Origin of the sequence: Pseudomonas syringae (genome assembly GCF_023278085.1) — a bacterium.
Taxonomy (GTDB): domain Bacteria; phylum Pseudomonadota; class Gammaproteobacteria; order Pseudomonadales; family Pseudomonadaceae; genus Aquipseudomonas; species Aquipseudomonas syringae_Q.
This window is the reverse complement of the sequence record NZ_CP066265.1, coordinates 4,612,555-4,636,113: the sequence shown is the minus strand read 5'-3', so window position 1 is coordinate 4,636,113 and position 23,559 is coordinate 4,612,555. Positions and strand designations below refer to the sequence as shown.

General features: G+C 58.8%; 23 protein-coding genes. 15 read left to right on the top strand and 8 right to left on the bottom strand.

Features of this window, described 5'->3' with window-relative positions; all coding sequences use genetic code 11:
- Positions 1–594 precede the first annotated feature (594 nt).
- Both I9H07_RS20680 and I9H07_RS20675 read left to right on the top strand, forming a co-directional pair.
- Positions 595–1,521, top strand: a complete 927-nt coding sequence (locus I9H07_RS20680; RefSeq protein ID WP_024673544.1) for a Gfo/Idh/MocA family protein — start codon at positions 595–597, stop codon at positions 1,519–1,521.
- 74 nt (positions 1,522–1,595) lie between these two features.
- Positions 1,596–2,564 carry an alpha/beta hydrolase gene (locus I9H07_RS20675; protein ID WP_236423746.1) on the top strand — a complete coding sequence of 323 codons (969 nt, stop codon included), beginning with the start codon at positions 1,596–1,598 and terminating at the stop codon, positions 2,562–2,564.
- A 9-nt stretch (positions 2,565–2,573) separates the two neighbouring features.
- On the opposite strand, the gene I9H07_RS20670 is transcribed toward I9H07_RS20675, so the two are convergent.
- Together I9H07_RS20670 and I9H07_RS20665 are read right to left on the bottom strand one after the other, a co-directional pair.
- Entirely contained in the window at positions 2,574–3,113 is a 540-nt protein-coding gene (locus tag I9H07_RS20670) for a DsbA family protein (RefSeq protein WP_329606136.1), read from the bottom strand.
- A 71-nt stretch (positions 3,114–3,184) separates the two neighbouring features.
- Positions 3,185–3,880, bottom strand: a complete 696-nt coding sequence (locus I9H07_RS20665; RefSeq protein ID WP_283107555.1) for a tRNA (adenine(22)-N(1))-methyltransferase — start codon at positions 3,878–3,880, stop codon at positions 3,185–3,187.
- Positions 3,881–4,049: 169 nt separating this feature from the next.
- On the opposite strand from I9H07_RS20665, the gene I9H07_RS20660 reads away from it, so the two are divergent.
- The gene (locus I9H07_RS20660) at positions 4,050–4,433 is read left to right on the top strand and encodes a RidA family protein (RefSeq protein WP_024673548.1); all 384 of its coding nucleotides are present in this window, start codon (positions 4,050–4,052) and stop codon (positions 4,431–4,433) included.
- A 513-nt stretch (positions 4,434–4,946) separates the two neighbouring features.
- Positions 4,947–7,481, top strand: coding sequence for an ATP-dependent helicase HrpB (gene hrpB / locus I9H07_RS20655; protein WP_236432172.1), 2,535 nt, complete (start codon positions 4,947–4,949; stop codon positions 7,479–7,481).
- A gap of 47 nt (positions 7,482–7,528) precedes the next feature.
- On the opposite strand, the gene I9H07_RS20650 is transcribed toward hrpB, so the two are convergent.
- Together I9H07_RS20650 and I9H07_RS20645 are read right to left on the bottom strand one after the other, a co-directional pair.
- Positions 7,529–7,777 carry a hypothetical protein gene (locus tag I9H07_RS20650; protein WP_024672072.1) on the bottom strand — a complete coding sequence of 83 codons (249 nt, stop codon included), beginning with the start codon at positions 7,775–7,777 and terminating at the stop codon, positions 7,529–7,531.
- Between the two features lie 119 nt (positions 7,778–7,896).
- The gene (locus I9H07_RS20645; protein ID WP_024672073.1) at positions 7,897–8,454 is read right to left on the bottom strand and encodes a helix-turn-helix domain-containing protein; all 558 of its coding nucleotides are present in this window, start codon (positions 8,452–8,454) and stop codon (positions 7,897–7,899) included.
- A gap of 297 nt (positions 8,455–8,751) precedes the next feature.
- Here I9H07_RS20645 and I9H07_RS20640 point away from each other — a divergent pair, with 297 nt between their 5' ends.
- Genes I9H07_RS20640 through I9H07_RS20615 form a run of 6 tightly spaced genes read left to right on the top strand, consistent with a single transcriptional unit; the run spans position 8,752 to position 14,915 of the window.
- Complete coding sequence (locus tag I9H07_RS20640) at positions 8,752–9,462, top strand: iron-containing redox enzyme family protein (RefSeq protein ID WP_024672074.1); 711 nt, start codon at positions 8,752–8,754, stop codon at positions 9,460–9,462.
- Between the two features lie 32 nt (positions 9,463–9,494).
- Entirely contained in the window at positions 9,495–10,622 is a 1,128-nt protein-coding gene (locus tag I9H07_RS20635) for a pyridoxal phosphate-dependent aminotransferase (protein WP_024672075.1), read from the top strand.
- 11 nt (positions 10,623–10,633) lie between these two features.
- Entirely contained in the window at positions 10,634–11,788 is a 1,155-nt protein-coding gene (locus I9H07_RS20630; protein WP_200866788.1) for an NAD(P)/FAD-dependent oxidoreductase, read from the top strand.
- On the top strand, positions 11,779–12,654 hold the full coding sequence (locus I9H07_RS20625; RefSeq protein WP_058825001.1) for a TauD/TfdA dioxygenase family protein: 876 nt from the start codon (positions 11,779–11,781) through the stop codon (positions 12,652–12,654). Before I9H07_RS20630 ends, I9H07_RS20625 begins: the two co-directional genes overlap by 10 nt.
- Positions 12,647–13,915 (top strand): ATP-grasp domain-containing protein, encoded by a 1,269-nt coding sequence (locus tag I9H07_RS20620; protein ID WP_058825008.1) that lies wholly within the window; start codon positions 12,647–12,649, stop codon positions 13,913–13,915. The genes I9H07_RS20625 and I9H07_RS20620 overlap by 8 nt, the downstream gene beginning before the upstream one ends.
- Positions 13,916–13,967: 52 nt before the next feature.
- On the top strand, positions 13,968–14,915 hold the full coding sequence (locus I9H07_RS20615; protein WP_024672079.1) for a DMT family transporter: 948 nt from the start codon (positions 13,968–13,970) through the stop codon (positions 14,913–14,915).
- A 19-nt stretch (positions 14,916–14,934) separates the two neighbouring features.
- Here I9H07_RS20615 and I9H07_RS20610 read toward each other — a convergent pair whose 3' ends face one another.
- Both I9H07_RS20610 and I9H07_RS20605 read right to left on the bottom strand, forming a co-directional pair.
- Positions 14,935–16,074, bottom strand: a complete 1,140-nt coding sequence (locus I9H07_RS20610; protein ID WP_236424146.1) for an endonuclease/exonuclease/phosphatase family protein — start codon at positions 16,072–16,074, stop codon at positions 14,935–14,937.
- Between the two features lie 21 nt (positions 16,075–16,095).
- Entirely contained in the window at positions 16,096–16,758 is a 663-nt protein-coding gene (locus I9H07_RS20605; RefSeq protein ID WP_024672081.1) for a YciC family protein, read from the bottom strand.
- Between the two features lie 199 nt (positions 16,759–16,957).
- Between I9H07_RS20605 and I9H07_RS20600 the strand changes: the two genes are divergently transcribed.
- From I9H07_RS20600 to I9H07_RS20590, 3 genes are all read left to right on the top strand, one after another.
- Positions 16,958–17,656, top strand: a complete 699-nt coding sequence (locus tag I9H07_RS20600) for a DUF2076 domain-containing protein (protein ID WP_024672082.1) — start codon at positions 16,958–16,960, stop codon at positions 17,654–17,656.
- A gap of 283 nt (positions 17,657–17,939) precedes the next feature.
- Positions 17,940–18,416 (top strand): NYN domain-containing protein, encoded by a 477-nt coding sequence (locus tag I9H07_RS20595; protein WP_024643827.1) that lies wholly within the window; start codon positions 17,940–17,942, stop codon positions 18,414–18,416.
- Between the two features lie 21 nt (positions 18,417–18,437).
- Positions 18,438–19,049: a 3'-5' exonuclease gene (locus I9H07_RS20590; RefSeq protein WP_024643826.1), complete on the top strand. Its 612-nt coding sequence runs from the start codon at positions 18,438–18,440 to the stop codon at positions 19,047–19,049.
- Here the strand turns inward: I9H07_RS20590 and I9H07_RS20585 are convergent.
- A complete protein-coding gene (locus I9H07_RS20585) occupies positions 19,027–19,512 on the bottom strand; it encodes an Lrp/AsnC family transcriptional regulator (RefSeq protein WP_024673561.1) in 486 nt (161 codons plus the stop codon). The two genes, I9H07_RS20590 and I9H07_RS20585, sit on opposite strands and share 23 nt — an antisense overlap.
- A 167-nt stretch (positions 19,513–19,679) precedes the next feature.
- On the opposite strand from I9H07_RS20585, the gene yedA reads away from it, so the two are divergent.
- Together yedA and I9H07_RS20575 are read left to right on the top strand one after the other, a co-directional pair.
- The gene (gene yedA / locus I9H07_RS20580) at positions 19,680–20,594 is read left to right on the top strand and encodes a drug/metabolite exporter YedA (RefSeq protein WP_024673560.1); all 915 of its coding nucleotides are present in this window, start codon (positions 19,680–19,682) and stop codon (positions 20,592–20,594) included.
- A gap of 61 nt (positions 20,595–20,655) precedes the next feature.
- Positions 20,656–21,984 carry a DEAD/DEAH box helicase gene (locus I9H07_RS20575; protein WP_236424144.1) on the top strand — a complete coding sequence of 443 codons (1,329 nt, stop codon included), beginning with the start codon at positions 20,656–20,658 and terminating at the stop codon, positions 21,982–21,984.
- 331 nt (positions 21,985–22,315) lie between these two features.
- On the opposite strand, the gene I9H07_RS20570 is transcribed toward I9H07_RS20575, so the two are convergent.
- Positions 22,316–23,554 (bottom strand): TIGR03862 family flavoprotein, encoded by a 1,239-nt coding sequence (locus I9H07_RS20570; protein WP_236424142.1) that lies wholly within the window; start codon positions 23,552–23,554, stop codon positions 22,316–22,318.
- Between the last annotated feature and the right edge of the window lie 5 nt (positions 23,555–23,559).

Sequence of the window (23,559 nt, the reverse complement as noted above, 5' to 3'; positions counted from 1 at the left end):
TGACGCTCTGCGTCACACATCTCCGCAGCGCTGCACATTCTAGATCGGACGCAGAGCGTCCAGAACTGCGTTCCCACGCTGGAGCGTGAGGAACGAGAACCTCAACGATCGTGCGACGCTCCGCGTCGTCATGCCGTCTCGTGACGCTCTGCGTCACACATCTACGCAGCGCTGCACATTCTAGGTCGGACGCAGAGCGTCCAGAACTGCGTTTCCACGCTGGAGCGTGAGGAACGATAACCTTAACTATCGTGCGACGCTCCGCGTCGTCATGCCGTCCCGTGACGCTCTGCGTCACACATCTCCGCAGCGCTGCATATTCTAGATCGGACGCAGAGCGTCCAGAACTGCGCTCCCACGCTGGAGCGTGAGGAACGATAACCTTAACTATCGTGCGGCGCTCCGCGTTACAGATCGGCAGCTTGGTAATCTGTTCATAGCCACCTGCAGCGCTAGTTTACCCGGCTATCGTGTTTTCAACCCTGTTCAGGCACACAGCAGGTACTTCCTCCACCCGCCATACCCCCTTACCGACCATGATTAACATCTGGTTTACTGTGCCCCAAGACAATTACAAAAAATCAGGAGTCACATATGCAACCGATTCGTCTCGGGCTGGTGGGTTACGGCAAGATTGCTCAGGATCAGCACGTCCCTGCTATCCGCGCCAATCCCGCGTTTCAGCTGGTGGCCGTTGCCACCCAAGGGCAGCCGTGTGCAGGGGTTGAGAATTTCAAGTCGTTGGGCGAGCTGCTTGAAAGCGGGCTGGATGTCGATGCGATTGCGTTCTGCACACCGCCACAAGGCCGCTTCGCTTTGGTGCAGCAGGCGCTGGCTGCCGGCAAGCATGTGCTGGTGGAAAAGCCGCCATGCGCCACGCTGGGTGAAGCGATGACGCTGGTCGACCAAGTAGCGGAGCAGGGCGTCAGCGGTTTTTTTGCCTGGCATTCGCGTTATGCGCCCGGCATCGAGGCTGCCCGCGACTGGCTCGCCACGCGCACCCTGCAAAGCGTACAGATCGACTGGAAGGAAGACGTGCGCAAGTGGCACCCAGGTCAGGCGTGGATCTGGCAGCCCGGCGGCCTCGGCGTGTTCGATCCGGGCATCAACGCCTTGTCGATTGCGACCCATCTGCTACCGCTGCCGATGTTCGTGGAATCTGCCGAGCTGCGCGTGCCGGGCAACTGCCAGTCGCCTATTGCCGCGTCGATCAAAATGTCTGACGCACGCCACCTCGACATCCGCGCAGAGTTCGATTTCGATCACGGTCATGACGAACTCTGGAGTATCGAAATTCGCTGCGTCGAAGGCACTTTACGTCTGGATAACGGCGGCGCGCTGCTGAGTATCGATGGCGCGCGCCAGACCGTTTCGGAAGAGGGCGAGTACGCGGCGGTATATCGACACTTTCAACAGTTGATCGCCACTAGAACCAGCGATCTGGATCTACAGCCGTTACGACTGGTCGCGGACAGTTTTTTTGTCGGCAGCCGTGCGTCGGTTGAACCGTTCTACGATTAGTGGCCTCTCAGGTATAAGCGGGAGCAGACGCCGTAATCGCGCCCGCACATCAACGCCTGACAAGAGAGCAGACAGTGGACACAAAAAAGCTTTGGCCTTCCAGTGAGCAGGAATTGGCGGAAGTGCGCCGGTTCAACAAGACTCTTGCGCGCCTGCCACGTTTTCGTATCCGTAATCGCGTCGCACCGCTGGTGATTCAAGCGCTGTTGCGTGTCGGTCAAGTGGGTGGCGCCTTCAAGCTGGGCAAGCAAGGGCTTCGGGCTGAAAAGAGAATTATCAGCGTAAACGGAGTGCCAGTGCCGGTACGCATCATCAGGCCCAAGGGCAAGCCTAAAGGCGTGGTGTTTGATATCCACGGTGGTGGCTGGGTAATCGGCAACGCACAGATGAACGACGACCTCAACATCGGCATGGTCAATGCGTGCGATGTGGCAATCGTGTCTGTGGATTACCGGCTTGCCGTGTCGACCCCCGTTGAAGGCCTGATGGACGATTGTTTCTCTGCGGCCTGCTGGTTGCTGGAAGACTGCGAAGAGTTTGCCGGTCTGCCGGTTATTGTCGTGGGTGAATCGGCGGGCGGGCATCTGGCTGCAGCGACTCTGCTGAACTTGAAAACCAGACCCGAACTGCTTGAGCGCGTAGTCGGGACGGTCCTGTATTACGGCGTTTACGACCTGACCGGCACGCCGAGCGTTCGGACGGCAGGCCCTGACACACTCGTGCTGGATGGCCCCGGTATGGTCAGCGCAATGCGCTTGCTGACGCCCGATATCAGTGACGAAAAGCGCCGCGAAGCGCCACTCTCGCCCCTGTATGGCGACTTGACCGACCTGCCCCCCGCACTGATGTTTGTCGGCGAGATTGATCCTCTGCGCGACGACACCCTGCAGATGGCCGAGCGCTGGGCGAACTCGGCAGACGTGGAAATGCACCTTCTGCCGGAGTCTCCGCACGGGTTCATTCACTTCCCGACGGCGTTGGCCCGCAAGGCCTTGGCACGCAGTCATGAGTGGATCAATGAGCGGCTTGCGGCGGTGGTTTGAGCCTGCGCGTCAGCTGATTTCCGACACCCACTTCGACACTGGATCGCCACTGCTCAAACCGGGCTGCACGAGGCCGTCGACCATGAAGGTCGGCGAAACGTGAATACCGTTTTGCCGCGCATATTTGGTGTGCCATTTCACCGCGTGTTCAAGGTCGGGATTGGCAAATGCTTCAGCCAGCGCCAGGCCGCTGTAGCGTTCGATGCGTGCAATGATGTCGTTGGGCGTGGAATCGAGATTCGGCCCGCCCGCGTAGTGTTCAAACTCGAACTCTTCGCGGTGCGACGCAACCGCCGTCATGACCGCCTTGGCGCTTTCCTTGCCGCCTTCCAGCGTTGCAGCGGCCAGAATGCACCGCACGATGACGCCCGAAAACATATGCCAGGGCTGAGACTGCAAACGGATTTTGACCGTGACCTTGTCTTCCCCGGCCTGAGCCAGCAGGTCATCCAGCTTGAAGAACGCCTTCACTGAAAAAGGGCAGGTGGGCTCAAGGAACACTTCAAACAAGCGAGGCCCGTGACCCCATGAAAGTGTCTCGGAATACATGGTCATGTTTCTCCCGTCGGTTGATCATGGGTTTTTGAGAGCCGGCCAGGGCGTGAGTTCGATTGGCGTGCTCAAACCAGCAAATCGGTAATCCATTGCACCTGCTGCGCGACACGCTGCATTTTCTCTTCCGGTACGGTTTTCTGCGCTCGGTTGAAGTTACTCAGGGTCTTCTGCTTCATGCCCAGCAGGCGCTGCCACTTGAGCAGAAACGCCGGGCTGCGCGTCTGTAGTTGCAGCGGACCGAAATACAGCTCCTCTGCGGTGTAAGTCACAGGCCCGGTACGTTCCGCAACAATGATTTCGTAGTCGAAGCGGTTTTCCCGCAGCACCTCCTCGTAAACGATGCGGTAGCCATTTTCCATCAGCCAGACGCGCAATGGCTGCTCGCCGCCGTTGGGTTGCAGGATCAGTCGTTCCTGACCGCTCAGCCGCGCCTTGCCGCTTTCCAGAATGTCGCGAATCGTTTCGCCACCCATGCCGCAGAGGCTCACCGCCGTGATGCCATCGCCCGGCTCAATCGCCGCCAGCCCATTCGCCAGGCGCACGGTGATCTGCTGTTCCAGATCGTTTTCCCGCACGGTGCGCTCGGCTGCATAGAACGGCGTCAGCGCCACCTCGCCAGCCACCGCCGCCGAAATCACCCCACGGTTCAACAACGCCACCGGCAGATAGCCGTGGTCCGAGCCGATATCGGCCAGTCGCGCACCCGCTGGCACCTGCGAGGCGACGCGCTCAAGGCGCTTGGACAATGTCTGCTCGTTCAACCGTCGCACCTTTTCATCTGAAGCATCCACCACCGTTGGCAGGATCGGGTCGCGATTCTGTCGGGCAACGCCGTGCATTTCAACTTTCCGCGACAAAGCCCACGGCTCGACCCGTACCTGTCGCTCGCGTAGGCTTACCGTTTTCCGTCTTTTGCAAAGCAGAGATCCCATGGCAAACGCAGACATCACCTTCACCCCCGATCCTGATGCGGACTCCATCTCCTCCGACGTCGCTGACTTCAACGGTCTGCTGGTCAGCACCCAGATCCCCACTCGCCCCGACGGCAGCCTGGAACTGGGCGATATCACCGCACAAAGCGAATGCACCTTGCGGGCATTGAAAGACGCACTGGAACGAGCAGGCAGCTCGATGGACCGCGTCCTGCACCTGACCATCTACCTGACCGACATGGCAGATCGCGCTGCATTCAACGAGGTGTATAAGCGCTTCTTCAAAAAGCCGTGGCCGGTTCGTGCGGCAGTGGGCGTTGCTGCGCTGGCGGTTGAAGGGATGCGCGTGGAAGTGACGGCGATGGCGGCCAAGGCGGGCTGATCGTCAGGGGCTGATCGTTCAATACGCTCTGGGCTCAGCGTTATACACAAGTCTTGGAGAGCCCGGAATACGTGCCTTTCAGGCTTCTGCCCGCAGGGCGGGAGCGACCGGGGCGGCGATCCGCATTGTTCGCGAAGACGGTGTTTCAGAAGATGCATTTTCGGCGATCATGCCGACCCTTTCGCAAACAAGCGAAGCCTCGCCCGGCTCGCTCCTACGGCCTGCGGCCAGAATCAAAATCGGCTTGTGTATAACGATGAGCGCCCCGCGTCACCTACCTGCATCTGATCCGCGGTTCTATAGGCAAAAGTGCCCCTCCACGGCCTCGGAAAAGTGCGTGCAGTTGATCCGTGCAAAACACTCTTGCTCAGCGCAGTGGGCTGGGCTGGCACCAACGCTATTTGCATGGCGTTGTGCATCGTGTTGTTGGCGGCGACTGCCGTTCAGCTAAAACACGCCGCCTGATTCCCCAACCTCACCCGGTATACTCCCCGCATCTCTCCGGGAGCCTTCATGATTTCGTTACCCATCGATGCCGTCCTGCCAGCCCTGCGCCAGGCCCTGTCCACACGCCATGAAGCCGTGCTCGAAGCCCCTCCCGGTGCGGGCAAGACCACGCGTGTGCCGCTCGCACTGCTTGAGGAAACCTGGCTGGCCGGGCAGACCATTCTGATGCTTGAGCCGCGTCGTCTTGCGGCGCGGGCGGCGGCGGAGCGGTTGGCCAGTGAGTTGGGTGAGAAGGTTGGCGAGACCGTGGGTTATCGGATTCGTCTGGAAAGCCGGGTCGGCCCAAAGACGCGTATTGAAGTGGTCACCGAGGGGATTCTTACGCGTCGCTTGCAGGACGACCCGGCGTTGGAAGGCGTGGGGCTTTTGATTTTCGACGAATTCCACGAGCGTAGCCTTGATGCTGATCTGGCGCTGGCTCTGAGCCTCAATGGCCGGGAGCTGTTTCGTGATGACCAGCCGCTGAAGATTCTGCTGATGTCGGCAACCCTGGAAGGCGAGCGGCTGACAGCGTTGCTGGACGATGCGCCGGTCGTGCGCAGCGACGGGCGGATGTTTCCGGTGACGATGCAGTGGGGGCGTCCTTTTCAGCCCGGTGAGTTTGTCGAGCCGCGAGTCGTGCAGGCGGTGCTGGATGCGCTGGGCAGCGAGTCCGGCAGCCTGCTGGTGTTTCTGCCGGGGCAGGCCGAGATTCGTCGGGTCAATCAGCAACTGGCAGACGCGTTGGGCGAGCGCTCCGATATTCTGCTGTGTCCCTTGCATGGCGAACTGGACCTCAATGCGCAACGTGCTGCCATCGAGCCCGCGCCCAAGGGCACGCGCAAAGTGGTGTTGGCGACCAATATCGCGGAAACCAGCCTGACCATCGACGGCGTGCGAGTGGTGATTGATGCCGGGCTGGCGCGAGTGCCGCGTTTCGACCCGGGCAGCGGCATGACGCGACTCGACACTCAGCGCATCTCCCGCGCCAGCGCTACCCAGCGGGCCGGGCGGGCAGGGCGACTGGAGCCGGGCGTGTGTTATCGGCTGTGGTCCGAGGCGCAGCACGATCAACTGGCCGCCTACGGTGCGGCAGAAATTCTGCAGGCAGACCTGGCCGGGCTCGCGTTGCAGCTGGCGCGTTGGGGCGTAACGCCTGCGCAACTGGTCTGGCTTGATGTACCGCCAGCGGCGGCCTATGCACAAGCGCAGGACCTACTGGTGCGGCTTGAAGCGCTGAGCAATCAGCCGGGTCAGCCGCCAGCCCTGACGCCACACGGTCAGGCGATGGCCGAGTTGCCTGCCCATCCGCGCATCGCTCATCTGCTGTTGCGAGGCCATGCGTTGGGGTTGGGCGAGCTGGCGTGCGACGTTGCAGCCTTGCTGGGTGAGCGCGATATTCTGCGCGGTGGCGGCGCGGATCTGCACAGTCGTCTGACCTTGCTGGCGGGCACCGAGCGTGCTGCGCGTGGCGCACAAGGCGGCGTGCAGCGGGCCAGGCAGCTGGCGCGGCAATATCGCGGATACCTGCGTGGCGCGGCGAACAGCCCGGTCAGCGATCCTGATCACTCCCGCTGGCTGGGCGCCTTGCTCGCCCTGGCTTACCCGGATCGCGTGGCCCAACAACGTCGACCGGGCGGTGCCGAATACAGGCTGGCCAACGGTCGCGCAGCCCTGTTCGCCGAGGCCGACGCGCTGATGAAACAGCCGTGGCTGGTCATCGCCGACCTGGGCAGTCGTCAGGGCCAGCGCGAAGAGCGCATCTACCTCGCTGCCGAGTTCGATCCGGCGCTGTTCGACTCCGTACTGGCCGAGCAGGTTATCAACGTCGACCAGATCGACTGGGACGAACGCGAAGGCGTGTTCCGTGCCGAGCGGCAGCGTAAAGTCGGCGAACTGATCCTCAGCCGAGAACCGCTCACCGGCCTCGACGACGCAGCGCGCAGCCACGCGTTGCTGGCGTTGGTGCGTCGCAAAGGCCTGGAACTGCTGCCATGGACCCCGGAACTGCGTCAGTGGCAAGCGCGTGTCGCACTGTTGCGCAACCTCGATATCGACAAAAACGCAACCAGCGAATGGCCCGACCTGAGCGACCCGCAACTGATGGCCACCCTCGAACACTGGCTGATGCCCTACCTCGGCAAAGTCACCCGACTCAGCCATTTCAGCCAGCTCGACCTGTCCTCCATCCTACGCAACCTCTTGCCATGGCCCATGCCACAACAACTGGAAGCACAGGCCCCGCAGACCATTCAGGTCCCGTCCGGATCGAACATCCGCATCGACTACAGCGAGCAGCCGCCGATACTGTCGGTCAGGCTGCAGGAGCTGTTTGGACTGTCCGATACCCCGCGCATTGCCAATGGGCGACAGGTTTTGAAGCTGCACCTGCTATCCCCGGCGCGCCGTCCGGTGCAGGTGACGCAGGATCTGGCCAACTTCTGGCGGTCGACCTACATTGAGGTAAAGAAGGATTTGAAAGGGCGGTATCCGAAGCATTACTGGCCGGATGATCCGTTGGTGGCCGAGGCGACGGCGCGGGTGAAGCCGAGAGGAACGTAGCTAACGTTTGGGACGCCAGGTCGCTAAGCCCTGGCAGGCAGCAGATATCACTTTTTCTTTTTAGCCGGCTTTTCAGCCTTCTCTGATTTCTTGGCCTTTTCCGGCTTGCTATCAGCTTTTTTTACAGATTTCTTTGGCTCAGCGTCTTTCTTCTTGTCTTTCTTTTCAGAAGACTTGGAAAGCGTCGAGGCCGCTGCTGATTTCTTTTCCGGGGATGCCTTCTTGTCTTTCAGGTCCTTGCTGGCTTTTGAGGCTTCGCCTTTGCTTTTCTTGTCGTCTTTAGCCACGTTGTTCACCCTTTGGTGTATGCCGGTATTGGCACGCTGCCTGTGGGAGTATCCACAGGCTAATCATTAGGCGAGCGCTTCCAAAAACGGTTCAAACTGTTTTGATCATAGATTCAAGTCACGTGCTCTCACCGGTAAACCAGCGCCACCACGTACTCACACGTCTCCTCAGTCTCATTGCTAAACGTGCATTTCTCCTCGGGTGAGCCCAGTTGCAGGCAGTCGCCTTTCTCAAGCAGATACGTGATCTGCCCTTTGGTGAACGTCAGTTGCCCCTGAGTGACCCAGACCTGTTGATGGAGAAATGCGTAGGCGGTTGCCGGGTAGCTGATGCTGACGCCAGGCGGGATTTTTACGTTGACCAGTTCGAGCGGCCATCCCTCGGGGGGGGAAACCTTCTGGCGGCTGTAGCCTGTTTCGGGGTCAACCCAGACCGGTTGTTCACTGGCCTTTGACAGCAGTCCCGAGCGACCTTCCGCGCGATGAAGCAGTGTGGAGAGAGGCAGGCCGAACGCTCCGGAAAGCTTGCCCAGAATGCTGGAGGTCGGGCTCGTCTGGGCATTTTCGATCTTGCTGATCATCGCTTTGGACACCCCTGAATGCTCACTCAGGGTGCCGATGGACCAGCCTCGTGCAGCGCGTTCCGTCCTGATGACACACGCTATATCCACAAAATTCTTGTTCACTATAAGAAATTCCAGTTAATTCAAGGGCTTTTGAGAGTTTTCCCCCCATGCCTCCTTTATTTTAAAAGGTTAGCAAGCTTACCTTTTTGTAAACTGCCTCGCGTTACCGGTTTTGCAACTTATTGATTTCAGTCAATAAAAAATAGAAGTGGATCCTATCGCAGATTTTCTATATCGGTAACTCATTGATCATTGCAACAATCAATTGGCTCTAAGGAAATCGCTGTTTACTATATGAAACAGGCGATGGACATCGTCTCAGCCATTCAGACAACCTTATCTTACTTGGAGGTACCTATGCTGGCCCAGAGAAAAGAGTTGGACAGTCTTACCGGTGAAGACATCATTCTCTCGATGAAGCACATGATTGACGAATCAGGGATCAATGAAAATGTCTTCTACAAGACTTTTCGTAAGGCACCTCTGCCAAAGCCTGTTCTGAAACGCGTATTTCAACAGTACTTTTATTACATTCGAACCTTTCCTCAGATTCTGGCGGGTACCTCGCACCGTACTGAAAATGAATTGATCAGAATGAAGTTGGCGCGCACCGTCGTTTCCGAATTGGGCGATGGCGTTGGCGAGGCACACTTCCTGATGTTTCAACGTGTTCTCAAAGGCGTAGGCATCGAACTCGATGATTGGCAAACCGTCGATTACATTCCTGAGGCTCACCAGTTGGTGGACGGTCTGAAGCGGATTTTCCTCGAAGGTTCTACTGAGCATGCCATTGGTGCTCATTACATCATCGAAGAGTTTGGCTTCCCCATGATCGCCAATCTTTACGAGGGTTTCAGGCTCTACGAGGGATGGAAGCACGAAGACTTCACCTATTTCTATCTGCACATGCTGGTCGAAACGGATCACGTGGAATGGATCAGTGATGCGGTCATGGAAGCAGCCAGACACGGCGACAAGGGGGGCGACATTCTGGAGGGCGCTCATGATGTTCTCGGGTTGCTGACGCAATTCTGGAAGGGGCTCAATCGCATCGCCACCCATTCATAAGTTCGTTATTCATGTGAAGGAGGTCAGGCGCAATGAAACTCTTGGAATTAGTCGACCGTGCTGCCCTGTTTAAAGACGCCAGCAACTATGCCCATCAGATGCAAGCGGTAAACTTGTCCCAAGGGCTTCCTGAGCCACTGTTTGACGATGAAATGAATAGTGTATTGGTGACTCAACTTGTAGAGGGTTGGCAATATGCCGACCCTCGCGGGGAACGTATTATACGTGAGCGAATTGCACAGCGTTTTTTACCCGGAGGCTGTGCTGATACAGATGTAGTGATCACTTCGGGATGCACGGAAGCATTATTTCTTGCGTTGATGGCGGGCCGATCAGAGTTTGGCAACAGGGTTATCTTTTTTGAACCGTTTTATCCTTATTATCCGGGGCTCGCCAGTCTTTGCGGAATGGATTTCGTGACCGTACCGCTTGCGTCGGCGGCCCCCGTTGGTGGTCCTGACTGGGGGCTGGTCGAAGCCAGGCTTCGCGAGGGGGCGCGAATCCTGCTGCTCAACACGCCGCACAACCCTACCGGCTGGTGCATGGGTGACGAGGACTGGAAGCAACTGCAGGCCCTCTCGGCCACTTATGATTTTCTGGTCATTCTGGACGAGGCCTACCAGTACTACAGCTATGAAACGATAGATTCCGGCAGTCTCCCGGAAAGATCATTCAGGTGGTTGAGTGCAGGGAGCGCGTCAAAAATGCTCTCCATGACGGGCGTCCGCATCGGTTGGCTGCTCGGAGATACTCAACTGGTTGAAAGTGCCTATGCGCGTCACCTTTATCTCAGTTACTGCCAGCCTCGCCCGCTACAGGCAGCTACGGCGCTGTTACTGGACACCTTGACGCCACAGCGCATTGACGGACTGCAAACGCTTTACCGCGACAAGCGTGATCGTCTGGCCCGCACCCTCACCGCTGCGGGCTTCCAGATCGGTCTTCCCCATGGCGGGCATTACATCATGGCCGATTATTCGCAGATTGCGCCGCAGATGGAGGCCCATCGATTCAGCCAGCATATGGCCGAACATGTGGGTGTGATGCCTTTGGCGGCTACTCCGTTTTATCTGGACGGCCGCCACAGCCAGGTCAGGTTTTCATTCTCGGCGTCGAGGCCCGTTCTGGACGAGGCCTGCAGGCGTATGGAGGCAATGTAATGGATCAGTGCGTGTTCGATGTCATCGTAATAGGTGGTGGTCCTGCGGGTCTGAGTGAGTCGATAAGGCTGCTTGGCAAAGACTTGAAGGTCGCCGTGGTCAGTGATTTCTTCGGTGGTTGCATGGGCATGATGGGTGATTTGCCTTTGCAGTCGTATTGCAATGAACTGGAGATAGCGGGTGCTCCACTTCCGCTCAGGAATTTCATGCAGCATCTGTCGATCAGCCCGACCGGCAGTGAATACGCAAATTACATCAAAGGCAACTTTGAAGCGCTGCCCTTCACCCTCGTTCAGGATCGGGTGCTGAGACTGAAAAAAAACGCTGATCTGTTCGAGATGGTTCTGGGCGACGCCCGAAATAAACGGATTCTCAGGGCATCGCAAGTGATTCTGGCCACCGGCATACGGCCAAAGTGTGCGCCGATCCCTTTGCAAGGGACGCAATGGAAAAGCTGTTTCGACGTTTATAGCGAAGCCAGTTGCGAACAGATAGAAAGTTACAGGGACAAAGACGTCTTCATATTTGGCAGCGGCAATAGCGCGTTCCAGATTGCCCTGTTGTTGGCGCCCCTGGCTCGCAATATCACCATTCTGGTCAAGTCTTACCTCGGACTTTATCCGCAGGAAACCGACAACCGTTTTGCCTTACGCTCGCTTAGTCAGCGCACGCTGGAAATGATTGCCAAGTCCACCGCCAATACGTGTGAAGGGCCGCTGAACAACCATGCTTCGGCCAGTCGAGCGCGTCTGTGGTTGCACGCATACAGCGAGCTGCAGGCAGTGGACGGGGCATTAAGGCTGGTACTGTCTGAAGAGCTGAACAGCCACCCGCTGCTGAAAGGCTCCTGTGAGGCATCGGCCAAAGAGGGGCTGTCGAGCCGCTTGAATGACGCGCCGGGTTACGTGTTGCGGATTGATTATCAGAGAGACGATTGCCGTCTGGTTTCCGCAACAGGCATTACCGCGCAATTGCCGGCGACAGACTGGCCGCAACTTCTGGACCAAAGCACCGGCTTTGCCGCACATCAGAACGGCCAGAGTCCCATTGATGGACTTTACGTGGCAGGTGCTGCGTCAGGGTATGCGTCGGTCAACACCATGATTCCTTCTGTCAACGCCAACGCTGAGCAACCTCTGGTGCAGGAGCGTGTGTCATGGGCATGAGGCCGTTCGCGCCTCTGCGCATGCAGCTCGGTGATGCGATACACATGTCGGACATGGAGTTGCGTCACGAAGTCGCTCGAAACAAGGTCGTGGTCATTGCGAACAAGGATATCGCGGTAGAGCCCTATGTCCGGCTGATCCGTCGCCTGGGCACTCCGGTGCTGCATGTGCTGGAACAGTTCTGCCTGAAGGATTATCGGGAAGTACTGGCCATTACTAACGTCTACAAGGAAGACCGGCCTTTGGGAGTGCACGATGGTGGGGCTTATTGGCATACGGATATGTCGTACAAGACCGCCAATACAGTGTTTACCTCGATGCTGTCCGTGCAGGTTCCTGCTTTGCGCGGCGAGACCGAGTTCATGGATTGTGTTGCGGGGTTGCAGGCTGTACAGCAATGGATGAACAGCCGTGAATGCCCGCAATTCATTCAGGCGCTGGATCTCGATGCGCTGGATGTCTACCACTCGTTCGGCAATCGCGATGTGCTGCGAAATGCCGATGCCAAATCGCAGGCCTTGAATGACAGTGAGGTCCGGCACGTGGACGGCGCTGTCCTTCATCCTCTGGTCGCTGTTCACCCGCTGTCCGGCGCTCGCTCGCTTTACGCCACTGCCGGAACGTCAATGCGCATCAAAGGTTTGCCGGATGATCTGGCCCGTCACGTTCTGGACACATTGCTGGACTTCCTGGTGCTTCATGCGCCTCGTTATGAGCACAGATACACGCCTGGCGACATCGTCATCTGGGACAACTTTTCGACAATGCACCGAGGCCCGGTGATTCCCAAAAGTGTGGGCGGCGATGACGCCCGTCTGCTTTACCGCATGAACGTCGACTTTATCGAGGATGGCCATCATGGTTAAAACGATTGTTTTCCTGACACCCCACTACCTGAATTTTGCCAGTGTCACAGCCTTGAAGACGCTGCACGACACTTGCAGAACGGTACTGATCGCCGATCGTGCGGATGTACTGCTCGACAAGATCGAGTCGCATATGTCGGTGATTATTCGAGCTGACGGCGATCCGCATCGCAATATTCGTACGCTGCTGGACCATGAACAGTGTCGTCTGGTCGTCAGTGACGAGTTGCGCAAACTGGGGGGGGATTCGTCTGCAATCAGGATCTTCTGTCAGGAAGAATGCCATGTGGAGTTGGCGGCGCTGCTCAGAGAAGAGTTCGGTATTGAAGGCGACACGCTGGAGGTTGTATCGAACTTCCGGGACAAAGTACGCATGAAAGGCGCAGTAAACAGCAAAGGCATTCGCATTCCCGCGTTTGCAAAGCTGGACCAGGCTCGTCTGGCGCGTGACCCCGAGGGCTATTACACAGAATTATGCGCTGCCTTCGGGTTGCCTCTGGTGATCAAACCGGTGAATTCCGCAGGCAGTTTCGAAGTGTCTATCGTTCACGACAAGGCCGGTTTTCTGACGACGCGCGACCAGATAACGGCTTCGCTGTTTCACTTCGAATACGAAGTTGACGAGTTCATCAATGGGCAGATGTTCCAGTGCGATTCGTTCGTTGTCGACGGCGAAGTCAGGTATTGCGGGTTGCTTGAACTGGGCTGCACCAACTTTGATTTCGTCCAGGGTAAACCGCTGAGCGTTATTCCAGTGCTCGACCCGGCGCTGAAGTCCCGGCTGGAGGCATTCAATCGGGATGTCATTGCCGCGTTGAATTTTCGTAACGGCTCAACGCATCACGAGCTGTTTGTCGATCATGCGAGCGGCGAACCTATCTTTCTCGAAATAGCTGCGCGCGTTCCGGGTGGTATTGGTGTGCCGTACCACGAGAAAAACAGTGACATCAATCTGATCGACGCCAATCTGTACCTGACGGCAGGCTCTGAAAAACTGAATGCCATCCAGCCACATTCCAAAAACAATGTCGTGTCCGCCTTGCTGCCGTTGCGCAAAGGCAAGATAAGCCAGTTGAACAATCCGCCGATTTCCAGCGAATTCGTCATCGAATGGAAGGTTTCGCCGGGCATGGTCGTAGATTCGAAGTCGCTGGCCGATAACGCAGGAATCCTGACGTTCTACAACCTCGATCCCAAGTCTCTGCGTGCGGATTTCGATGCGCTTCAGGGTTATCAGCCGACTCAGGTCGAAGCACTTTGAGGGTTTGGATGAGGCGCGTGTCGTTTACAGGAATCGTGCACCGGGAGAGATCATGAACGCAGGGTATCTTGGCGCTTTCAGCATGGCGGTCTACTGCCTGTCGACTGCCCTTTCAGCCGTATGGGTCATGTTTGCGTTCTCTCGCATCAGCGGTGCGACTCTGACGTTCATCACCTTTCTGATGGCATGGGCGACGTTCTATATCGTCCATTTACTGCGGGGGCATGATCCGCTTCGCCTGTTACGCGAGCAATGGCGGGCGGTGGTATTGATCAATGTACTGACGCTGTTCAGTTGGTGGTTCATGTTCATGGCCCTTCAACGAATAGAAGCCTCCGTCGAGTCGGCGATTTATCAAGGGTGGATGCCGCTGGTTGTCCTGATCTGCGAAGCCATCGCCTTGAAGACGCCGATCAGTCGCTTTCGCTGGATTGGTGCGCTGTTGATACTTGCCTCACTAATGGCGCTGGTGATTGTTCGCGTGCTGCTCGGGGCTACGGCGATGGTCAGTGTCGAGCGCCTGTATGAGGGGATTGCGCTGGCAACAGTGGCGGGGATTACCGGTGGTGTCTATGTGTATTGTTCGGGGCGTCTTAACCTGGGAAAACAGTACAGCGCCATGGACATCCTCTGTACGCGGTTTTTTCTGCTGATGCTTGTCACCGGATGGGTCGGCAGGGAAGGCCTTGTTCAACTGTTCACGCTTGATACGCAGATGTTGTTCCAGCTTGTCGGTCTGGCAGTCGTTTCAGTACTGATACCGGTGTTCAGCCTTCAGTATTCGATCCAGCAACTGGGCGGAGGGCGGGTCTCGATTCTGACGCCTTGCGTGCCTGTCATTGCACTCGCCGCAGAGTTCATGCTGTCCGCCTGGCATACATTCTGGGTGCCATTGCTGGTGACTGCGGTTTGCGTCGCGGTGTTCCTGTCCAACGTCTGGTTCACTCGCGTCAGCCGTGCACCCATTGTCACTGCGCCGTTGGCAGTACCTCAGAAGTAAGGCCAGGCCTGGTTGCCCCTCAAGGCAAAACCGGCAACAAAAACCGCCCGATCACTGGCAGGTGATCAGAGATCAACAGCGTGTCATCCCTGCGCACTCTGGCACTGACCCGCTTCAAACTCGGGCTGTAGAACAGATAATCCACCGTCCGGTCCGGCCCGTTGATGCGGCTGTCATTCGGGAAGTGGGTCAGCCATTTGCTGCGATCAATGCCGCTCGATTCGGCATTGGTGGGGATCATCGGGTACTTTTCCCACAGCTCGTGCAGTTCGCTGTCTGCTGCATAGCCGAGGCGCTGCTGTTCGGGGAGGCGCTGGTATTGGCCCAGCGGCAGCAGGTTGAAGTCGCCGCCGATCAGCCAGGGCGTGCCGCTGCCTTCGAGTTTGTCCAGCAGCGTTTCAGTGGCCGCGATTTGTTTTTGAGCTGTACCGCTTTGTTTGGCGGTGCTCAGGCTGGTGTTGATAACGGCCACTTTGCCGCCGTCGCGCAGGGGCAGGTAGCTGACCAGCAGGGCATCCTTGGGCTGGAACTGGCGGCTGATGAGGTTGGCGTCGGGCACCGGCAGTTGCAGGCGTTCGGCGCTGTCGATATGGAAGCGGCTGAGGGTGGCGAGTTTTCTGCCGACGCTGCCCCAGATATGCGGGTTGGGTACGAACTCCGCTTTCCAGTAGAACGCCTGGGTGCTGCATGGGTACAGGTCGATCAGGCGCTCTTCCAGCAGCTTCAACTGATCCTGGTAATCGGAATTTTTGGCGCCGTCGTCCACGCCTTGAAGCAGCACGATGTCCGGCTGTTCGTCGCGAATCACCCGGGCGACTTCATCCAGGTTGTAGGCAAGGTCTTCAGGCGTCGGGCGTTCGTCCGGGCCGCTGCCGTCGGTCATGTCGTACCAGAACACATAGCGTTTGCCCGCTAGGTACTGGATGTTCCAGGTCATGACTTTCAGGGCTTGTCCGGGCACCAGTTTCGACGCCTGCACGGCAGGGTTGCAGCTGGCGGTGATTAACTCGTGGGCGGGCGGGCGCCAGGTCATTTGGTAGACCAGCACCAGCAGCACCGCGATCAGCAGCAGGCATGACAGGGTCAGGCGTATCAGGACACGGGGCATCGGCTCGACTTGGAGCGCCTGGCGCTCGGTGAGGGATTCGGGTTCGAGCATACCGAATCAGCGCCGCTGACGTCAGTTCTTGTGTGCAGGCTCGCTGACCAGCATGAACAGGCGAAACATCACGATGGTGGTAAACAGTTGCAGAAAGCTGCTGAGGCTGTCGATGGCCACCGAAACCGGCAGGCTCTGTGGCTCGGGAAAGAGGTAAAGGCTGGCGCCTTCAAGCAGCCAGAGCGGAATGTAGACGCTCAGCACGCACACCAGAATGCGTGTGAAATGCCCGGTGGTCATCTGCATGCTTTCGCGCATGGCCATGAACGGTGTGAGTTTGCGCAGCACCAGCAGGTATTCGCTGAACGCCAGCTTGACCATCACCCAGATGCCGGGAACCACGAACAGCGACAGGCCGAACATGATCAGCAGGGTGCTCATGGCTGAAAGCACCGCGAAGGTGGGCCACAGGCGCAAGGCCATGGCCAGCAGGTCGCGGGTTTGCGCCTCTTCGCCACGGCTGCGGGCGTCGAGAAACAGGATCAGCGCGGCAGTGTAGATCGGGTAGAAAAACAGCCCGATCACCAGTGCGTAGGCCGGTGATGCCTCGGCGGACATGGCGCTGCTCAACGCTTGCTTGGCGAGGACTTCGAGGATCACCAGCGGCAGGCATAGCACCAGAATGCTGCCCAGGTGGCGGCGGAAAAAGTACAGCGAATCCTGGATGACGGTCAGCGGGTTCATGTAGATAGATCACAGGCTAAAAGCAGGCCGCCACTTTAGCCCATGACCCTTGCCGAACCAAGCACAGCGGTCGTGCGGTCCCGTGACTGGTTATCTTTTTCTTCATGTCATTGAAGCGCGTCGAGGTGGCCCCATTTTCTGATCATGGTCCTGCCATCGAGGCGGGGAAGAATTTCAGTGGCAACTCAGTGAGGTGGTCATGAACAGCGAAGAACAAACCCTGATCGATGGTCTTTTTTCGAAACTGAAAGACGCGGAAGCGGCATCTGCCCCACGCGATGCGGCGGCCGAGGCGCGTATCAGGGAGCATCTGACCCGCCAGCCCGCCGCGCCGTATTACATGACGCAAGCGATTCTGGTGCAGGAGGCGGCGGTCAATCAGTTGAATCAGCAGGTGAAACAGCGCGACGAGCAGATTCAGCAGTTGCAGGCCGAGCTTCAGCAGGCCAAGGGGCAAGCCTCGTCGGCCCCTGCAAGTGGTGGGTTTCTGTCGAGTATCTTCGGCAGCAGCGCACCGCGCGCGCCGCAGCCTCAACCGAGTCAGGCGACCGGTGGCGGCTGGCGTGATGGGGCGGGTTTCAATCCGGCACCTGCGCCCGCAGCGCCACAGGGCGGTTATGCCGCGCCTGCAGCCGGTAGCGGTTTTCTCGGGGGCGCGCTGAAGACAGCGGCCGGTGTTGCGGGCGGCGTGCTGTTGGCAGAAGGCATCAGCAGCATGTTCAGCCACCACAGCCAGCCGCAGGAGATCGTTGAAGTCATTCATGACGCGCCACCGGTTCAGGATACGGGTTCGATCAATGATCAAAGCAGTTGGGGGCAGCCGGATCAGCAGTACACCGCTGATGACAGCTTTGATGATGGCGGCGACATGTTTGCGGACGATGATTCGTTTGTGTGAGAACGCGATGAGCGTTCCTCACGCTCCAGCGTTGGAATGCCCAGGGTGACGCTTTGCGTCACCCATCTGCGCTGCGCTGCGTGCTCTGGATCGGGCGCGGAGCGTCCGGAAAGGCGTTACCACGCTGGAGCGTGGGAACGATAATCTCTGCCATGATGCGCGCGCCTCTGCACGGCCTGCACCGATCCATCCCTCAATTCCTTCCTCAAGCTGGCATACTGGTCGCCGATTCACATTCCGGATCGCTGTAACCAGTGGGCGTTGCCCGCCATGAGGAATTGCGGTGAAGAAGATTGCGGTGTTCGCCGACGTGCAGAACCTGTATTACACCGTGCGCCAGGCGCATGGCTGTCATTTCAATTACGCTGCGCTGTGGGCGGACATCAGCAAGCGCGGCGAAATCGTCCATGCGTTTGCGTATGCGATTGATCGCGGCGACAGCAAGCAGCAGCAGTTTCAGCAGATCCTGCGCAATCTGGGCTTTACGGTCAGGCTCAAGCCATATATTCAGCGCAGCGACGGCTCGGCCAAGGGCGACTGGGATGTCGGCATCACCATCGATATCATGGACTACGCGCCGCAAGTCGACGAAGTCGTGCTGGCCTCGGGCGATGGCGATTTCGACATGCTGCTCGAACGCGTGATCAGTAAACACGGTGTCGAAGCGGTGGCCTATGGTGTGCCGGGCCTCACTGCGAACTCGCTGATTCGCGCAGCCAGCCGGTATGTGCCGATCGAAGGCGCGTTGTTGCTGAAATGAATTTATAGGGCCAGGCCAGTGTTGGAACGTATTGCAGTCATCGACTTCGAAACCACCGGAATTTCTCCCAACCACAGCTGCCGGGCGACTGAGATTGCCGTGGTGATCATGGAACAGGGGCGTATCGTCGAGCGCTTTCAGAGCCTGATGAATGCCGGTGTGCGTATTCCGGCGTTCATCGAAGGGCTGACCGGGATCAGCAACAACATGATTCGCACTGCCCCCAGCGCCGAGCGGGTGATGGGCGATGTGGCGGACTTTGTCGGTTCGACGCCGCTGGTGGCGCACAACGCCTCGTTCGACCAGAAGTTTTGGGACTACGAACTGTCGCGTATCCAGCGCAAGCGCGAACAGAGCTTCGCCTGCTCGATGCTGCTGGCCCGCCGCCTGATGCCCGGCGCCCCGAATCACAAGCTCGGCACGCTGACCAGTTATGCGCGCCTGCCCAATACCGGCAAGGCTCACCGGGCCATGGCCGATGCGGAAATGGCCGCCAACCTGACGGCGTACCTGACCAACGAGCTGCGCCACACTCACGGCATTGCCGGGATTTCCCATCAGATGCTGTGCTCACTGCAAAAAGTCCCCGCCGCGAAGATCGGCGAAACCCTCAAGCGTCAGCGCGGTTTTTGATCTCCGGCTTGCTGTGCTTCACCAGGTAGCCGGACGGCAGGCTGCGCTCTACAGCGGTCGACAGCACGATTGAAGTCTTGCTGAAGCCGAACTGCGCAATCCGGTTGATCAGGTCCTCAAGGTGCGGCATCGAATCGACCGCCGCGCGCATGATCACGCACGGGTCGCCTGTCACCCGATAGCACTGGATCAGTTCGGGCACCTTCCACAATTCCTTGTAGGCCTGCTGGTTGCCGTGGCTGCCCATGCGCAGTTCGATGATGCATTGAATCGGCAGGCCGACTTTTGACAGATCGACCTTGGCCTCGTAGCCGGTAATCACCCCGCTGGCTTCCAGCTTGGCAACTCGTTCAGCCACCGCCGGGGCAGACAGGTTGACCAGCTTCGCCAATTGCGCAAAAGAGGCGCGGCCGTTTTTCAGTAGTTCATCGAGCAGAATCCGATCGTATTTATCCAGGGTCATGGCGTGCCTCCTGTTGCGCGGCGTTTGATTTTTAAAACGAAGGTCTGGATGCCGAACAAGCGTTGATTCATAAGTTATGGCGTGGATTAAACAGGTTTGTCTGCTTAATCTTCGTGGTTGGCCTTCATACAATAGGTCAACCATAACAATGCATCCAGAGTCTGACCATGCCCCAGTCCGTTCGCATTTCGCCGTTGCTCATCGGTGCCTTTCTTGCCTTGTACCTGATCTGGGGTTCGACCTATCTGGTGATCCGCATTGGCGTCGAGTCGTGGCCGCCGCTGATGATGGCAGGCGTGCGCTTCATGATTGCCGGGTGCCTGATGTACGGTTTCTTGCGTTTTCGCGGCGTGCCTGCGCCGACCTGGGTCGAGTGGAAAGCCGCGTTCGTGATCGGTTTTCTGCTGCTGGCCTGCGGTAATGGCGGGGTGACGCTGGCCGAGCATGCCGGTGTCGCGTCGGGCATCGCAGCGCTGGCGGTGGCAACCATGCCACTGTTCACCTTGTTGTTCGGCCTATTCTGGGGCAATCGCACGACCAACCTTGAGTGGGCGGGCATTGTGCTGGGCCTGATCGGCATCTGCCTGCTGAATCTCGGCTCCAACCTGCAAGCCAGTCCCTACGGGGCGGCGCTGGTGATCCTCGCTGCTGCATCGTGGGCGTTCGGCTCGGTGCTGAGCAAGCACCTGCCGTTGCCGAAAGGCCCGATGGCCAGTGCTGCGGAAATGCTGACCGCCGGGGCGACGCTGTTGATGGGCAGCGCGCTCAGCGGCGAGCGCCTTGAGCACATGCCGACGGCGGCGGGCTGGGGCGCGCTGCTGTATCTGGTGGTGTTTGGCTCCATCGTCGCGTTCAGTGCTTACATGTACCTGCTCAAGAACGTACGTCCGGCCGCCGCCACCAGTTACGCCTACGTCAACCCGGCGGTTGCGGTGATGCTTGGCGTGCTGTTCGCGGGCGAGACAATCGGCGCGGAAGAGTGCATGGCGATGGTGGTGATCATCAGCGGCGTGGTGCTGATTGGCTTGCCGCAATGGCGCAGGCCGCCACTGCGAGACGCCGGATCGACACGCACAAGCTAACCGAGGTGGGCCGGACAGGTTAAACTGCGCGCCTTGCGTGAATTTTTCCTACGGTATCCCCATGACATTCGCCTCTCTTGGCCTGATCGAACCCTTGCTGCGCGCCCTTGAAGCGCTCGGTTACCAGACTCCGACGCCTGTACAGACACAGGCCATTCCTCCGGTACTGGCGGGCCGCGATCTGATGGCTGCGGCCCAGACCGGCACCGGCAAGACCGCCGGTTTCGCCTTGCCGCTGCTGCAACGCCTGACCATGGAAGGCCCCAAAGTAGCGCCCAACTCGATCCGTGCGCTGGTCCTGGCGCCGACCCGCGAGCTGGCCGATCAGGTTCACGAGAGCATTCGTCAGTATGCCGAACACTTGCCACTGAGCACTTACGCGGCTTACGGCGGCGTGAGCATCAATCCGCAAATGATGAAGCTGCGCAAGGGCGTGGATGTGCTGGTTGCGACGCCGGGCCGCCTGCTTGATCTGTATCGCCAGAAAGCGATCAGGTTCTCTCAGTTGCAAACCCTGATTCTCGATGAAGCCGACCGCATGCTTGACCTGGGCTTTGCCGAGGAGCTGCGCGGGATCTATGCCGTGTTGCCCAAGCAGCGTCAGACGCTGCTGTTCTCAGCGACGTTCTCCGACGAGATTCGCCTGCTGGCCGCGCAAATGCTGAATGACCCGCTGACCATCGAAGTCAGCCCGCGCAATGTCGCGGCGTCTTCGGTCAAGCAATGGGTCGTGACCGTGGACAAGAAGCGCAAGGCGGATCTGTTCATTCACTTGATGAAGAAGCATCGGTGGGGGCAGGTGCTGGTGTTCGCCAAGACCCGCGTGGGCGTTGATCAACTGGTGGACCGCTTGCAGGGGCTGGGCTTGAACGCCGACGGCATTCATGGCGACAAACCGCAGGCCACCCGTCAGCGTGCGCTGGATCGTTTCAAGAGCAACGAAGTGAAGATCCTGGTTGCCACCGACGTGGCAGCTCGCGGTCTGGATATCGATGACTTACCGACCGTGGTCAACCTGGACCTGCCGATCGTGGCCGAGGATTACATCCACCGTATCGGTCGTACCGGCCGTGCGGGCCAGACCGGCGAGGCGATTTCCCTGGTGTGTGCCGATGAGGTTGAGCTGCTGTCGGCCATTGAAGTGCTGACCCGCCAGACCCTGGAGCGCCATGAAGAACAGGATTTCGAGCCGGAGCATCGGGTGCCAAGCACTGACGCCAGCGGCCAGATTCTGAAAAAGCCCAAGAAACCGAAAAAGCCCAAGGTCTCGGGCAGCAAACGCAACCTGGGTAAATGGGTCGACAGCGGCGAGTCAGAGCCTGCGCCAGTGGTCAAACCGGTGCGTAAAGTACCGGTCTTCAACACCGGGCCACGCAAGAAGAAGCCTTGAGGGAAGCCGCATACTCAAGATCGGACGCAGAGCGTCCAGAACGGCATGCCCACGCTGGAGCGTGGGCACGATAGTCAAAAAGCCTCGAGGCGCATCGCGCATTCAGGGCTGCCGCGGCGAGTGTAGGAGCGCCTATCGTTCCTCACGCTCCGCGTGGGAATGCCGTTCGTGACGCTCTGCGTCACAAATCTTCAGCCTGGTGAAACAGCCAGCGTAACCCAAGCTCAGGCCTGCATCCCTTAATGCCTGAATCAGGTGTCCGGACGCCGGTGTGTGACGCAGACGCAGAGCGTAAAGAAATGCATCCCCACGAAGAACATAGGCACAGGGATCAGCGCGAGTTCAGCCACTCAACCATCCCCAGCCCCGCAGCGCGGCCGCTGGCGAAGCAGGCGGTGAGCAGGTAGCCGCCGGTGGGGGCTTCCCAGTCGAGCATTTCGCCTGCGCAGAACACGCCCGGCAGTTGCCTGAGCATCAGGCGTTCGTCCAGCGCTTCGAAAGTCACGCCGCCTGCGGTGCTGATGGCCTCATCAATCGGGCGCGGTGTGATCAGGGTCAGTGGCAGTGCCTTGATGGCTTGGCTTAACAACAGCCCATCAGCAAACGCCTCACGAGGCGCAAGCTCGCGTAACAGCGCGGCCTTTGCACCGTCCAGCCCCAACTGGCTGTGCAGGTGTTTGGACATCGAGCGCGAGCCGCGGGGTTTGCTCAGCGCTTTTTGAATGTCTGTCAGCGTTTTATCGGGCAGCAGATCAATCTGCACAACGGCCGAGCCATCAAGGTTGATCTGCTCTCGAATCTGCGCCGAGAGTGCGTACACAAGGCTGCCTTCAACGCCCGTCTCGGTCAGTACGCATTCGCCCAGGCGCAGCGTTTGGCCATGCAGGCCCATAGCGATGTTCTTCAGGGGCGCGCCAGCAAACTTGTCACGCAACAGATCGCTCCAGGCACTCACTTCGAAACCGCAGTTGGCGGCCTGCAAAGGCGCGACGTCTACTTGCTTTGCCCGCAGCCACGGCAGCCACGCACCATCGGAACCCAGGCGAGCCCAGCTGGCACCGCCCAGTGCCAGCAAGGTGGCTGCGGGCTTTAGCGCGAGTTCGCCGTCCGGGTGAGCGATACGCAAGCTGCTGTCGGCATTCCAGCCGAGCCAGCGATGTCGGGTGTGGATAACGACACCGGCATCACGCAGGCGCTTGAGCCATGCACGCAATAGCGGGGCGGCCTTCATGTCGGTAGGGAACACCCGGCCAGAGCTGCCGACAAATGTCTCGATGCCCAGTGCATGAATCCACTGGCACAAAGCGTCCGCGCCAAACTCCCGCAACAGGGGGGCGATCATCGGCGAACGTTCGGCGTAGCGCCCCAGAAAGGCAGGGTAGGGTTCGGAATGGGTGATATTCATGCCGCCAACGCCCGCCAGCAGAAACTTGCGCCCCACCGAAGGCATGCCGTCATACAGATCGACCTTGAACCCGGCCTCGCTCAGCACTTCGGCCGCTATCAATCCCGCAGGGCCGCCTCCGATGATGGCAACGGATCGGCAGGCAGGGGAGGCGAGGTGAGTCATGGTCA